At 44.7% G+C, this 15278-nt stretch carries 11 protein-coding genes; 10 read left to right on the top strand and 1 reads right to left on the bottom strand.

The window, feature by feature from the left end; translation table 11 throughout:
• Positions 1–43 precede the first annotated feature (43 nt).
• From BLS49_RS00585 to BLS49_RS00550, 8 genes are all read left to right on the top strand, one after another.
• Positions 44–487, top strand: coding sequence for a hemerythrin domain-containing protein (locus tag BLS49_RS00585; RefSeq protein WP_091225830.1), 444 nt, complete (start codon positions 44–46; stop codon positions 485–487).
• Complete coding sequence (locus BLS49_RS00580) at positions 474–764, top strand: hypothetical protein (RefSeq protein ID WP_091225828.1); 291 nt, start codon at positions 474–476, stop codon at positions 762–764. The genes BLS49_RS00585 and BLS49_RS00580 overlap by 14 nt, the downstream gene beginning before the upstream one ends.
• A gap of 21 nt (positions 765–785) precedes the next feature.
• Positions 786–1034 (top strand): hypothetical protein, encoded by a 249-nt coding sequence (locus tag BLS49_RS00575; RefSeq protein WP_245742219.1) that lies wholly within the window; start codon positions 786–788, stop codon positions 1032–1034.
• A 27-nt stretch (positions 1035–1061) separates the two neighbouring features.
• Positions 1062–4745, top strand: a complete 3684-nt coding sequence (locus BLS49_RS00570; RefSeq protein ID WP_091225825.1) for a nitrate reductase subunit alpha — start codon at positions 1062–1064, stop codon at positions 4743–4745.
• The gene (narH, locus tag BLS49_RS00565; protein ID WP_091225823.1) at positions 4735–6234 is read left to right on the top strand and encodes a nitrate reductase subunit beta; all 1500 of its coding nucleotides are present in this window, start codon (positions 4735–4737) and stop codon (positions 6232–6234) included. The genes BLS49_RS00570 and narH overlap by 11 nt, the downstream gene beginning before the upstream one ends.
• Positions 6231–6899 carry a nitrate reductase molybdenum cofactor assembly chaperone gene (gene narJ, locus BLS49_RS00560; RefSeq protein WP_091225821.1) on the top strand — a complete coding sequence of 223 codons (669 nt, stop codon included), beginning with the start codon at positions 6231–6233 and terminating at the stop codon, positions 6897–6899. The genes narH and narJ overlap by 4 nt, the downstream gene beginning before the upstream one ends.
• A 1-nt stretch (position 6900) precedes the next feature.
• Complete coding sequence (gene narI, locus BLS49_RS00555) at positions 6901–7593, top strand: respiratory nitrate reductase subunit gamma (protein ID WP_091225819.1); 693 nt, start codon at positions 6901–6903, stop codon at positions 7591–7593.
• A gap of 164 nt (positions 7594–7757) precedes the next feature.
• The gene (locus tag BLS49_RS00550) at positions 7758–8768 is read left to right on the top strand and encodes an alpha/beta fold hydrolase (protein WP_091225818.1); all 1011 of its coding nucleotides are present in this window, start codon (positions 7758–7760) and stop codon (positions 8766–8768) included.
• A gap of 584 nt (positions 8769–9352) precedes the next feature.
• Here BLS49_RS00550 and BLS49_RS00545 read toward each other — a convergent pair.
• On the bottom strand, positions 9353–10591 hold the full coding sequence (locus BLS49_RS00545; RefSeq protein WP_091225816.1) for a nitrate/nitrite transporter: 1239 nt from the start codon (positions 10589–10591) through the stop codon (positions 9353–9355).
• A 411-nt stretch (positions 10592–11002) separates the two neighbouring features.
• Here BLS49_RS00545 and nirB point away from each other — a divergent pair, with 411 nt between their 5' ends.
• Both nirB and nasC read left to right on the top strand, forming a co-directional pair.
• Positions 11003–13144, top strand: coding sequence for a nitrite reductase large subunit NirB (nirB, locus tag BLS49_RS00540; RefSeq protein WP_091225814.1), 2142 nt, complete (start codon positions 11003–11005; stop codon positions 13142–13144).
• Positions 13145–13175: 31 nt separating this feature from the next.
• On the top strand, positions 13176–15275 hold the full coding sequence (gene nasC / locus BLS49_RS00535) for an assimilatory nitrate reductase catalytic subunit NasC (RefSeq protein WP_091225812.1): 2100 nt from the start codon (positions 13176–13178) through the stop codon (positions 15273–15275).
• The last annotated feature ends 3 nt before the right edge of the window (positions 15276–15278 follow it).

Raw genomic sequence — 15278 nt, 5'->3', positions numbered from 1 at the left:
ATAAAGTGTACAAAAGTGATCGTACAAAAAGGAGATTTGAATAATGTCAGGTCCGGCACTTAGGAAGGTAGATAGTCATTCTTTGATCCATCAGGCTGCTCTTGGGGAAGCGAGAGAACTGACAAACGTTTTGGAGCGGTTTCTTGTTCGTGATGAGATGGAGCGAGCGCTTGAAGTAGCATATATTACTCTGGAGCATTGGGAATCCAGGACGTTACAACATGCTCAAAGTGAAGAAGAAGGTCTTTATAAAGAGATAGCTGAATCTCATTCCGAGCTGAGAGATCATGTTATTGCCTTAACAAGAGATCATCAATTAATGAGAAAACTAGTGGCTGAAATTAAAGAGCTGTTGAGCAGAGAAGGAGTTACTAAAAAGGTGCTTGAAAGGTTCACAGCATTAATCATAGTTGATGAAATGCATAATCACGATGAGGAGAGCATGATCGGTCAAACGGAACAGGGGGCAAAACATGCTGCCACTTGAATACACAAATCCGGAGCTATACTCGATTTTGAGACAGGAACTAGCCCCATATCATTTGCATTCCTTTGATGTACAAGCATGCGGAGCAGCATGTAATGAAGGCTTTACCGTCGTTTTAAAGTACGGTGACAATCTGTCTTATACAAAAGAAAAGAGCTTCAGCCAACATATGATGAAGGAAAATATTGAGGATATACGCAAGTTTTTCCGATCTGCTGGAGATGATATAAAAAAGGCTTTAATATCTGATTATTTCAAAATGATGAAAAATGAATGAGGTTGAAAATGGATGGAATTCATGAACGAACAGCAATTTTTGATGGGGGATCGTGAGGATATTTTCACTATTTTAAGGATGAGATTTGGTGAATTATCTACTGATATTATACAAGCAATTGGGAAAATTCAAGATCTTAGCACACTTCAGAGGTTAATTCTTGTTGCATGTAATGCACCGCATTTAGATGTGTTTCTCGAGGAAATGCGCGAAGGGAATCAGGCATACAAAATAACGGGTGAACGCTTTAATCCTTTGGGATTAATCTAGATTATTTTCTAGGAAAGGGAGATCAACGTGAGTAGTAGGCAGAATAAGTTACTAGAATCCTTGAAGCATCTAAAGCGTGGAGAAACTATCTCTGATGGTTGGATTGAACAAACTGAAAAGCCAAGAGCGTGGGAGGATCTGTATCGTGGTCGTTGGCAGCATGATAAGGTAGTTCGATCTACTCACGGCGTGAATTGTACGGGGTCTTGCAGCTGGAAGGTGTATGTCAAGGATGGCATTATTACTTGGGAAACGCAGCAAACCGATTATCCGACAACAGGGCCGAATTTTCCGGAGTACGAGCCAAGAGGATGCCCTCGTGGAGCAAGCTTCTCCTGGTATACCTATAGTCCAGTACGTGTGAAATATCCCTATATTCGTAGCGAGCTTGTTGAAATGTGGCGGGCAGAAAGACAGCTTGGACATGACCCTGTAACCGCATGGACGAACATTGTTACGGATTCGAAAAAACGCGAACGTTATGTTAAATCAAGAGGAAAAGGTGGCTTTGTGCGTGCAGATTGGCGAGAGTCATGTGAAATTATTGCCGCTGCTACGATTTATACAATCAAAACCTATGGCCCTGACCGTGTCATAGGTTTTAGTCCTATTCCTGCGATGTCTATGGTGAGTTATGCTGCAGGAAGCCGATTCCTTTCTCTAATTGGCGGAACTATTCTAAGCTTCTACGATTGGTATGCTGACCTGCCGCCTGCCTCTCCGCAAATTTGGGGAGAGCAGACAGATGTGCCTGAGAGTGGGGATTGGTACAATTCCAAATACTTCATCATTTGGGGGACGAACCTTCCGCAAACGAGAACTCCGGACGCTCACTTTATGGTGGAGGCTCGATATAACGGAACAAAAGTTGTTGGAGTAAGCCCAGACTATGCCGAGTATGAAAAGTTTGCAGATATTTGGCTCCCTGCCAAAGTGGGTACAGATGGTGCGCTAGCCATGGCGATGACTCACGTCATACTCAAGGAGTTCTACGAAGATCGCGAAACCCCTTATTTTCGAAGCTATGTTAAAAGGTTTACAGATCTGCCTTTCCTCGTTCTTCTTAAGGAGAATGGAGAGCTTAGTCGTACGGATCGCTTTTTGCGCGCTTCGGATCTTGGGGATGAGCAAGCACTTTCTGAATGGAAAACTGTGCTCTGGGATACCCATTCTGATGCTCTATATATTCCGAACGGCAGCCAAGGCTTTCGCTGGGACAAAAGCGGGAAATGGAATCTCGATTTAGAGCATGAAGACGGTGCTCCAATTGATCCGAAGTTAACTTTTATAGATATGTCTGATGAAGTGATTATCGTTGATTTTCCTTACTTCGCTGAGAAGGACGGAGAAATCATTCGCAGAGGTGTGCCTGTTAAACACATTAAGACTACGGACGGCGATATTTTAAAAGTTGCAACAGTATATGACCTTATGATGGCGCATGTCGGCATACAGCGAAATTTACCGGGCGATTACCCGCGTGATTATGATGATATGAAGCCCTACACACCAGCATGGCAAGAAGCGATCACGGGTGTGAAAAAATCGCATGTCATCCAAGTCGCAAGAGAGTTTGCAGAAAATGCTGCCAAAACAGGCGGTAAATCGATGATTGCGATGGGGGGTGGAACGAATCATTGGTACCATAGTGACCAGATTTATCGTTCTATTCTGAACCTTGTTCTACTGACTGGATCACAAGGAGTCAACGGCGGTGGATGGGCTCATTATGTAGGTCAGGAGAAAGTTCGCCCGTTAGAGGGTTGGCAGCAAATCGCTTTTGCAAGTGATTGGACGAAGCCGCCACGACTTCAGAACGGAACCTCGTTCTTTTACTTCACAACCGAGCAATTCCGTTATGAATCCAAGGTAAATCAAGAAGAGACAACACCTTGGGGCGGAAAATATACCCATATGCATCCTGCAGACGTTAATGCTCTGTCCGCACGTCTTGGCTGGTTACCGTCATTCCCGCAGTTCTCTCAAAATTCTATAGAGCTTGTTCGCAAGGCTCGAGATCAAGGTGCTAGGACAGATGAGGAAGCTGCTAAGTATATAGCTGATCAGGCAGCTAAGGATGAAATCCAATGGGCGATTGAGCATCCTGATGATCCACGTAATTTTCCAAGAGTATTTTTCAATTGGCGTTCCAACCTGCTAGGGGACAGCGGAAAGGGACATGAGTATTTTGCCAAGCATTTAATCGGCGCCGATCATCAGGTATTAACGGATACAACTCATTCCTGGAGACCCAAAGATGTGCATACCGATGATGTGCCTCCTGAAGGGAAAACAGATCTATTTGTTAGTATAGATTTTCGCATGACAAGCTCAGGCTTGTTTTCTGATATCGTCTTACCGACTGCGACCTGGTATGAGAAGTTTGATATCAGCAGTACGGATATGCATCCGTTTATTCATCCGTTTAATCCTGCGATTTCACCGCCGTGGCAAGCGAAAAGTGATTGGGATACGTTTAGAGAGATTGCCAAAATATTCTCTGAGCTGGCAGAGAAGCATCTCCCGGAATCAGAAGATGTAGTCATGTCACCGCTTGGTCATGATTCACCGAATGAAATTGCACAAGCATTTGGAAAAATCAAAGATTGGAGAAAAGGAGAAACCGCGGCAATCCCAGGCAAAACTATGCCAACGTTCCATATAGTACGACGTGACTTTCCGAATGTTTATCAAAAAATGACCACGATCGGACCTAATATCAAAAAAGGATATAGCTGCAAAGGGATAACGATCCCGGGTGACAGAGTATATAAACAGCTTACTGAAAGGTTAGGAATATCGCGTAGAGAAGGGGTCGGTAAGGGAAATCCTGATCTATTCACTGACAAACAAGCGATTGAAGCGATTCTTCTTATGTCAGGTGCAACGAATGGACAAAGGGCGGTTGAAGGTTGGCGTTCAATGGAAGCTAGCACAGGTAAAAAGCTGACAACCATCGCTGAACCACGTGAAGAAGATGCTTTTACACTCGAAGAAATTACAGCCCAGCCCAGGCTGGCTATTTCATCCTCTGTATGGAGCGGGCTGGAGAAGGATCATAGACGGTATTCGCCATTTACACTGAACACGGAATATAGTATTCCTTGGCGTACGGTGACAGGCAGACAAAGCTTCTATTTGGACCATGAGATGATATTGGATTTTGGTGAAGCTCTGCCGATCTATTTACCACCATTAGAGCATAGTCCGTTTCTAAAAGGGGAGAAGGAGGTTCCGAACACCGGAAAGTCCATCACCTTGCGATATTTGACTCCACATCAAAAATGGGGAATTCATACGATGTTTACCGATACCAACCAGATGGCGACATTGTTCCGTGGTTGGCAGGTTGTATGGATGAATGAGAAGGATGCGGCTTCAATCGGTATTAAGGACAACGACTGGATTGAGGTATATAACCGCAATGGTGCTGTTGTAGCCAGAGCAGTCACTACATACCGCATCCCTGAAGGGATTTCCTATATGTACCATGCTCAGGATCGAACGATGGGTGTTCCGGGTACTGACATTAATAAGAAACGCGGGGGGACGCATAACAGCGTAACTCGAATAACGATGAAGCCCACGCATATGATTGGCGGGTACTCACAGCTAAGTTACGGATTTAATTACTATGGACCGACAGGCAGTCAAAGAGATACGATGACGATTGTGAGACCGCTGAAGGAGGTGGACTGGCTTGAGGATTAAAACGCAAGTTGTAATGGTTATGAACCTGGACAAATGCATTGGCTGTCATACGTGCTCCGTTACATGCAAGAACACTTGGACCAACAGACCAGGTGCCGAGTACATGTGGTTTAACAATGTTGAGACACGTCCAGGACCGGGATATCCGAAAAAGTGGGAGGACACAGGCAAGTTCAAAGGTGGTTGGGTCCTGCGTAATGGCCGCTTGACTCTACGTGCTGGAGGACCTATTACGAAGCTGGCGAACATTTTTTATAATCCGAATATGGCGACTATAGATGATTTCTATGAGCCTTGGACCTACGATTACGATAACCTTATTCACAGTCCCAAGAGAGAGAACCTTCCAGTCGCACGCCCTGTATCGATGATTACCGGGGAATTTATAGACAAGCCAGAGTGGGGACCCAATTGGGATGATGACCTTGCGGGTGGCAGTGAGATTGTTCCGATGGACCCTAACATCAAAAAGCTCCAGGAGCATATAGCAATGGAGTATGAAAAAACGTTCATGATGTATCTGCCCCGGATCTGTGAGCATTGTCTAAATCCTTCTTGTGTTGCCTCTTGTCCTTCCGGCGCACTGTATAAACGAGATGAAGATGGAATCGTCTTGGTGGATCAGGATGCTTGCCGTGGGTGGCGTTTTTGCATGAATGGCTGTCCGTACCATAAGGTGTATTACAACTGGAACACACATAAGGCGGAAAAATGTAATTTTTGCTATCCACGGACTGAAGCGGGACTGCCAACGATTTGCTCGGAGACCTGTGTTGGACGTATTCGTTATATAGGAGTTGTTCTGTATGATGCGGATCAAATAAAAGAATCGGCTTCTGTGGAAAACCCTCAGGATTTATATGAATCACAGCTTTCTGTGTTCAAGGACCCATTTGATCCTGACGTAATCGAAGCGGCTCGTGCCGCAGGCATTACGGACGCATGGATTGATGCTGCGCAGAACTCTCCTGTGTACAAACTGGCTATGAAATGGAAGGTGGCGTTACCACTGCATCCTGAATATCGAACACTACCGATGGTGTGGTATATTCCTCCGTTAAGCCCGATCATGAATCATATCGAAGAGGATGCACTTCAGACCGATCACTATATTCCTGCTGTTGATCAGATGCGTATTCCTATGGAGTATCTTGCATCGCTCCTTACCGCCGGAGATACAGATGTAATACGTCGTGTGCTTCTGAAAATGACCGCAATGAGGGTCCATATGCGGAACAAGACAATGGGGGGTATGGATGAGCTCAGGCATAGCAAATTGCTTCAGGAAGCAGGTATGTCTGTAGATGATATCGAGGAAATGGCGCGTCTGTTTGCTGTAGCTAAATATAATGAACGTTTTGTAATTCCTACGGGACGTAGAGAGATGGATGATAATCTTCATTACAAGCAGGGAGCATGTAGCATTGAAGGAATCGCTCCACCCGAAGGGGTCATCCCTTCTGCTCTGAGAAAGGAGAACACCCGATGAACGAGGAGAAGAGATTCATTCTGGCTGCTGTAGCACGAATGATCGGGTATCCGGATCATTGCTTTCCAGATGAACGGAATGGAATATTGATGGCTATTCAAGAATGGCCTCTGGGTGATGATCTCAAGCAAGGATTGTCATTAGCACTAAGTCAACTGTGCGGTAATACGGTAATGGAGCTGCAAGAGCTATATGTCACAACATTTGATATGAAGGAAGATACAGGTCTCTATTTGACTGCGATGGAGCTTGGTGATAGTCGTGATCGAGGGGCGGCGCTCATTTTACTAAAAAATATTATTGCGGATGCAGGATTTACTCCAGCGTATGGTGAGCTTGCTGACTACATCCCTGCACTTTACGAGCTGCTCGCAGTTTCGAATGATAATGTTCACATTAAGGCGCTGGAGAGAAGATTGTCAGTTGCCACTAAAAAAATTGCTGATTATTTGCCTGATGGCCATCCTTACAAATCTTGCTTCAGCATTTTAATTAATGATGTGTTCGGTGAACCGACAGCAGAAGATATCGAGAAACTGACACATACAAGAGAAGCCGCTGACATAGAAGATTTGCCTTACCCTGTTCTTTATGGAATGGACGGGATGGCAAGAGGAGATATTTCGATGCCAAGTATGAACTTTTGTAATGGGATGGAGGTTTAATATGGCCGATATTTTCTGGTGGGTTATTTTCCCGTACATCACTTTGGCGATGATGATCATAGGACTTCTATATCGTTTCGCCTATCGTCAGAAGAGCTGGACTGCTCCATCCACTGAAATGTTTGAAAAGAAATGGCTCAGAGTGGGGTCTACTTTATTTCACTGGGGCATTATTTTCGCTCTTGTGGGCCATGTAATGGGTGTTCTTATCCCTAGAAGCGTGTATTTGTCTCTTGGTGTCTCGGATGAAATATACCATATATTCGCAATTGCGGGCGGCGGGATTGCCGGTCTTATGGTCGTAGTCGGGATTATCGTGCTGATCATAAGAAGGTTAACAAACAGGCGAATACGTAAACACGCTAAGTTCGCTGACTATTTCTCAGGTATTATGCTGTTGATTACAGCGGGTCTTGGAACAGGTATGACATTAATCTATAACACGACCGTAACCGCCTATGAGTACAGAACATCCATTGGTCCATGGTTTCGAAGTCTTTTCATCTTTCAGCCAAAGTACCAGCTCATGAAAGAAGTCCCGCTTCTGTTTCAAATCCATATCATCGTTGCTTTTCTTTTGTTTGCTTCGATTCCGTTCACAATGCTGGTGCATATGTTTTCGTTTCCTGCTCGTTATCCAGGCCGAGCGCCGCAGCAATATCGTACAAGATCGGAAGGAAGAAACAAGATTTAGTTATCTTGTAATTAAAATTTTGGTTTGTCACCAAGGACCTGGCGGTTTCGTCAGGTCTTGTGATATTATGTACCCGGGTTGCCGCGGTGTTCTGTACTAGGCGGACTAATTTTTCTTCTATATAATGAGAAGAGAGTTATTGGCGCGCTGGAAGGAGAAAAATAATGAACACCACATGCTTAGTCATTTCCTGTATTTCTGAAAGTAATTATGAATCTGATATGTTAGGCATAGTGGAGCCTGCGATATCTGCTATAAGAACCTCAGGTCGGTTCGAACGAATGAAAGGTGAAGAAATTTATTGGGAACGGTACACACCGGATGCATATGTCGGAAGTATTGTGATAAGCCATGGTTTTGCAGAATCCTGTGATAAATTCGCAGAAATGATCTATTATTTTGTGCAGGCTGGATATCAGGTTTTTATATGTGAACATCGTGGACATGGTCGTTCATATCGTGCAGCAGAGGAAATGTGGCTAACTCATGTAGAGCGATTTGATGATTATATTCAGGATTTTCACCATTTCATGATACATATAGTTTTGCAAAATCTAAATGAGAAGCCGCTATTTTTATATGCCCATTCAATGGGCGGAGCCATTGGTGCTCGTTATTTGGAGCTTTATCCAGGCGTATTTGATCGTGCAGTGCTGACTGCCCCAATGCTGGAGCTTGATTCAGGCAATATTCCGATGTTTGCCGCAAAGCTGTATGCGGGTTATCAGAGTTTTGTCGGTAATAAAAGGAAGCCATTGTTTATCCATAAGCCATTTCGGGAGGACGAACCTTTTGAAGAGGGGGTAGCTACCTCTCTCGCAAGATTTAATTATTATTTGAATAAACGGATCAAAACGCCATATTTGCAGAACAGTGCGGCAACCTATCAATGGATGCGGGAATCTTTAAGAACCGTCAAGCAGATTGTGAATCGGAAGAATTGCAGCAGGGTAACGGTTCCTGTGCTCCTGTTTCAGGCAGAACATGATTCACTCGTTAAGCCGGGGGGACAGAATCGTTTCATTTCTTATCTGGCAAATGGAAGGTTAACCAGAATCATTGGCTCCAAACATGAAATATATCGCAGCGAAAATGAGATATTACAGCCGTATCTGGATGAGCTGCTGCAGTTTTATCATGATTTTTATGAAACAAAGGGGCTGTCCCAAAAGTAGGTTTAGTGTCAAAACTAGAAATAGCGGTGCAAGGAAGGCGATCCCTGCACCACTTGATCCCGCCACATTCCATGACCGTATCTCATGTGTAAGTTGGGCGTTTTCAGCCTATCTCAGCACTTCGGTATCAATAAAGGAAAAAAGTTCCCCTATTCCATCAGGATTCGCTCAAGATCATAAAATAAAGGAACTTAATTCCTCTATTTTGGTGATAAACGCTTGTTTTTGGAATTTTAGGGCAATTTCAGTAAGGATAAAGGAAAATAATTCCTCTATTTTCTTTAAAATCATCTCATTTTCGAAAATAAAGGAGATTTTTTCCTCTACTGTGTTCGATCTGCAATCCTCTGACTTCTCACGAATAAGCTAGCTGTACTATTTCGATAAAGCGCAATTTGGAAATTTGGAGTATCTTATTTTCATTTTAGGTGGTGACGCTTGGGCGTCATAGTTGTTTTTACATGCTTTTCCTGACATCTTGCCTTTCCACTGCTAAGAAGCGGGGGTGTCCCAAAAGTCATCGCAGATGACTGAGGAACACCCTCTTTGTTTATGCATGATATTAACGAATACCCTGTATTCATTTATGCCTTAGCCGAATCTATCGGAGTTATTGCTGTACGTGGAGTGTGGATCTTGCTTAACCAGCTTCTACGCCATTTCATTTGCATCACAAATATTAGAATAAATGATCCTCCAGCAATGAGACTTAAAATGATGAACCCTGGAGTATATGATCCGGTTAGCTGATACAATCTCCCAAGAATTAAAGGTAGAGCATATCCTCCCAAACCTCCGGCTGCTCCGACTATGCCAGTGACAAGACCAATCTCGCCACCAAAGCGCTGCGGTACAAGCTGGAATACGGAGCCATTTCCTGCGCCAAGGCACATCATTCCAATAAATAATAGGGCAACGACAACAATAAGCGGAGGCAAGAAGGACACACTAGCCAGCATGATCGCTGCTCCAGCATATAGAATCATCAGCATTCGTGTCCCGCCGATCCGATCCGCTAAAAATCCCCCAACTGGACGGAAAAAGCTGCCTGAAATGACACAGAGAGTTGTGATGTCTGCCGCCATAATTGGTGAAAGACCATATTGGGTATTGAAAAAAATCGTTAAGTAGTTAGCCAGACCAACGAATCCGCCGAAGGTTACACAATACAATGCACAGAATACCCATGCGTCACGCTGCTTGATAACGTTGCTGTATTCGGACAATGTTTTTTTCGCGGGCCGATTTGGGCTGTTATGTGCAAACAATGAGAAGTAGATGAAGACGATGACAATTGGAATGATCGCAAGTCCAAATACAATTTCCCAGCTGCCAAAATGTTGGGCGATCCTGTTGGCGAACAATGTAGCTAATACAGTGCCGCTATTGCCAGCTCCAGCAATACCCATTGCCAAGCCTTGATGTTCCTTGGGATACCATTGACCTGCCAGAGGAAGAGCAGCAGCAAAGGAGGCCCCGGCAATCCCAAGTAGTAGAGCGACAATATACAATTGGTTCAGCGAATCTACCCATAACCAGCCTAGCAGCAGAGGAATTAATGTACTTAACATCCCGATTTGTGCGGTCAGCTTAGGTCCGATCCGGTCAGCGAGAAAACCGAGAACAAGTCGTAGAATAGATCCCCCTAAAATCGGCAACGCAACTAGATTCGCCTTTTGTACCGGGCTCATGGGAAAGTCTTCGGCAATAACAACCGCAAGCGGTCCGAGCATTCCCCAAATCATAAAGCTGATGTCAAAGTACAAAAATGCTCCAAACAGTGAGGGCTTATGCCCGCTTTGCCAAAAACTTTTTTTCTCCATCTTAATCACTCCTAATCCGATTTACATTCTTTTTCATCTGATAAGGCAGAAAAGGCCGCAATACGCCCTGTGAAAGAACGATTTGCGGCCTCATTGCCCCAATTACAGAACACGTCTTTGTGTATCTGTAAGAATATCTATCACAACATTGTGATTTTGATTCAAATTATAGATAATCTATGAATTTAATGTCAATATAAATAACATAAATTTTCAAAAAAATAATTTTATTTAAAAATCGTTTTTTTGTGTTAACTATATTGACATTAACTATAGGATCGACTAATCTGAACTTAATTAAATCCAGCACAACGGTGTGCTGAACAAGAAGGCAACGGCGCCCTTTTCATTTGTATATGGAAAGGGCTTGTTATGTTTTTTTAGACCTAGATAGACAGGGCGGTGGAGCTCGTGGAGAGAAGAAAATTACTACTCATCGGCAATGGGATGTCAGGAATTAGATGCATAGAGGAAATTTTAAAGCTTGATCCGGATTTATTTGATATTACGGTGATCGGCTCTGAACCAAGGCCAAACTACAATCGGATTCTTTTATCTAAAGTGCTGCAAGGTGAACATTCCTTCCAAGAGATTATATTAAATGATTGGAACTGGTACGAGGAGCATAGGATCACTTTGCTGGCTGGTGAGATCGTTCGGCATATTGATACGAAGGCACGTTATGTCGATACAGTGTCAGGTATACGTAAGAGATATGATGTATTGATCATTGCTACAGGTTCTACACCATTTATTCCGCCAATCCATGGAACGAATATCGAAGGAGTCATATCTTTTCGTACATTGGATGACTGCAACAGGATGACAGAGTTGTCGAGAAGTTATTCCAGGGCTGCTGTTATCGGAGGTGGATTATTAGGCCTTGAGGCTGCCCGCGGACTTCTTCATCTCGGTATGGAGACCGAGGTTATTCATAATGCACCCTATATTATGAATCGTCAGCTAGATCCTATTTCCGCCCGAATGCTGCAGCGAGAACTAGAGAAACAGGGGATGAGATTTCACCTTTCAAAAAATACAACAAGGATCGCCGGGCGAACAAGAGTCCAAAGCCTGCGATTTTCAGATGGAACCCAGCTTGATGCAGATGTGGTTGTTATAGCAGTTGGAATTCGGCCAAACATAGAATTAGCACAGAAATGCGGGCTGCACACTAATCGGGCTATTGTAGTAGATGACTTCATGCGGACGAGTGCGCCAGATGTCTATGCAGTAGGTGAGTGCGCTGAACATCGCGGTATAAGCTATGGATTGGTCGCACCTTTATATGAGCAAGGAAAAGTTCTCGCCAGAGCGATTTGCGGACTGGAGTCAGAGTCTTACAATGGTTCGATTCCGTACTCGCAGCTAAAGGTATCCGGTGTTGATGTTTTTTCTGCTGGAGAGATTACAGGTGATGATAGTAACATAGCATACCAAAATTACGATGCCATTCAGGGTACTTACAAGAAGGTGATGATGGCCGAAGGGAAAGTAACAGGAGCAATTCTGTTCGGGGATACATCTGAAGGAACCACACTGTTAGGTATGGTGAAAAAAGGGGCCTCAGTTGCCGAGTTAATTCCAGATGAGGCAAGCGGCAACGATAATGCAAGTGCGGCAGACAAAGCGGCTGCAACCCTGCCTGATCAGGAGACAGTGTGTGCCTGTAACGGAGTTAGTAAGCATGATATTATGACAACCATTGTAGAGCATGGTTTGAATAATGCAGATGAAGTGAAGGTCAAAACGAAGGCTTCCGGTTCCTGTGGTGGCTGCCGTCCGATGGTAGAAGCTCTGGTTCATTTTACGTTGAGGGGAAGTAATGGCAGACGTGAAATCACAAATTCGGAATCAAATTTAACGGCAAAGTCAGCTGCGCTGCCGGTGTGTGATTGTACTGATTTAAGCCATGAGTTGTTAAAAAAAGAAGTTCAGAAACTATTACCCACCTTTAATGTTAACAGTGGTCATACTGAAATAATTAATCTAATGAATTATCTGGGCTGGAAGAGGGGGACCGGGTGTATCCTATGTCGTACGAGCATCCGCTATTATTTGGAGTTATTGGGCTTAGGCGCTGATAGGGAAATAGATTCTTATTCACTGCTTAAGGAGCCTTTGTATCGAGGGGTTCGAGTCTTAACTGGGGAACTGGATGGTACTGGAGGGAGTGTTGTACAAGAGAACTTATACAGGATTGCACAAAGATTGAGATCGGAATGGGAGTATATATCATTGCCATATCCTCTCCAAGCGGCAGTTACAGAAAGTACTGATTCTGCTGTGAGTGTGTTAGTTCAGGGGATAGGGATTTGCAGCTCACCTGCGGGCTTTGAGGTTTATCTAGGTGGACATGCAAAGCATCCTGTTTGTGAGGGACAACTAATGGGTGTAGCTGAAGATGTAGAAGAAGCCGTTCGATTAGCGACAGCTTGTCTTCAGTGGTATCGACAAACTGCAACGTACGAGGAGCCTCTGTGGAACTGGGTGAAACGAGTAGGTGTCATATCGATTCGAGAAAATGTGCTGAGGGAGAGTATGGTCTGTTAATCCCTATAGATAGAAGGAGAGGTGAACGATTATGCAGCAAGCGGTGGAGACGCAATGTCCTTTTTGCAGTGTGCAATGCAAGATGACGGTTCAACAAATAGGGGAACAACATGACAACGGCGATCAGCGCCGGGCAATGTTTGATGTTCAGGGGGCTCCAAATGCGGCCTCGGAGGGCAGGGTTTGTGTCAAGGGCATGAACGCGCATCAGCATAGTGAACATTCACAGCGTTTGTTAAGCCCGATGATTCGTGTAAATGGTGAATTAACACCTTGTTCTTGGGGTGAAGCGCTCGCTTGCATTAGTCAAAAGTTTACCGCAATCTCTGAGCAATATGGCCGTGATGCGATAGGGGCATACGGTGGCGGCTCACTTACGAATGAAACAGCTTATTTGCTTGGAAAATTTACTAGAGTAGCACTTGGCTCCAAATATATCGACTATAACGGACGGTTTTGCATGTCGGCAGCGGCATCCGCCGGCAGCAAAACATTCGGTATGGACCGCGGACTGACGTTTAGACTCGCGGATATCCCGCTTGCGGGGTGCATCATTCTGGCAGGCACGAACATAGCGGAATGTCAGCCGACCTTGCTGCCTTATTTTAATCAGGCCAAACAAAATGGCGCGAAAATTATCGTCATTGATCCGAGAAAAACGGCCACGGCAGCGATTGCTGATCTGCATTTGCCGATCAGACCGGGAAGTGATACTCTGCTTGCGGACGCGATGCTAAAGATTATGATGGATGCAGGATTGGTTGACGATGGGTTTATTCAGTCTAGAACAAATGGTTACGACGAACTGAAGTTGTATATTTCTGGCATCAATTTGGAGGAAGCAGCGACTATTTGTGGAATAGATCTAGAGCTGATTCGAGAGGCAGCCTTGACCTTTGGTCATGCAGATACCGGAATGATTTTAACGGCAAGAGGTGTAGAGCAGCAGACAGACGGGCATCTTGCGGTACGTCATTTTATTAACATTGTGCTGGCAACGGGAAAAATAGGAAGAGACGGCTGTGGTTATGGTGCGGTAACTGGACAAGGCAACGGCCAGGGCGGAAGGGAGCATGGTCAAAAAGCGGATCAGCTTCCAGGGTATAGATCGATTGAAAATGAGGAGGATCGTGCTTATGTTGCTTCAGTATGGGGCGTCGAGCCCTCCAGCATACCAGGAAAAGGAGTCTCTGCCTACGAAATGATGGAGCTTGTACATCAGGGAGAAATTAAATCACTTTTTGTAATGGGTTCGAATCCGATTGTCTCCAATCCGAACGCACATTTAGTGGAAGAGGGCTTGCTGAAGCTTCATTTTCTCGTTGTAGCGGATATGTTCATGTCGGAAACTGCGCGGCTCGCACACCTTGTTCTGCCAGTAACCTCTTACATGGAAAATGAGGGGACATTAACGAATCTGGAGGGGCGCGTTCTTTTGCGTGAAGCGGGACGACCGCCATTAGGAGAAGCTCGCCATGATTGGATGATTCTCTGCTCGATTGCCAGTTTACTAGGTAAAGAGCAGTATTTTAAATATAATAGTCCGGAAGAAATATTCGATGAGCTGCGGCTGGCGAGTAAGGGGGGGATTGCGGATTATTATGGAATTACTTATGAACGGCTGCGTAAAGAAGGAGGAGTGTACTGGCCGTGCATTTCACTTGACGACTCCGGATCAGGCTTGTTGTTTCGCGATTCATTCGCTCATACGGATGGAAAGGCTGTATTTTCTGTGATAGAGAGTTCTGGCTGGAATGGTGTCTCCGAACAATATCCGCTTATTTTAACTAACGGCCGAGTTTTGTATCACTACTTAACAGGGGTGCAAACCCGAAGAAGTCCGTCTTTAGCTGCACGAGAGCTTGAAAATTTTGTTGAGATTCACCCGCGGACAGCGCAGCGATATAGGATTCAGGATGGAGAATGGGTGGAGGTGGAGTCGCCTCACGGCAAATTTATTGTGCGCAGCCGAGTGAAGGAGCATATTCGGGAAGACACCCTGTTCGTACCGATGCATTGGGGCGGAAATCAAAATGTGAACCGAGCTACAAGACCTGATTTGGACCCTTTTTGTAAGATGCCTGGATTTAAGACGTCAGCCGTTAGAATTCGACCGCTTCGGTTACAGTAAAAT

It is taken from the genome of Fontibacillus panacisegetis, assembly GCF_900102215.1.
Taxonomy (GTDB): Bacteria; Bacillota; Bacilli; order Paenibacillales; family Paenibacillaceae; genus Fontibacillus; species Fontibacillus panacisegetis.
The sequence above is the reverse complement of the archived record's forward strand: the minus strand, read 5'-3'. Positions and strand labels throughout refer to the sequence as shown.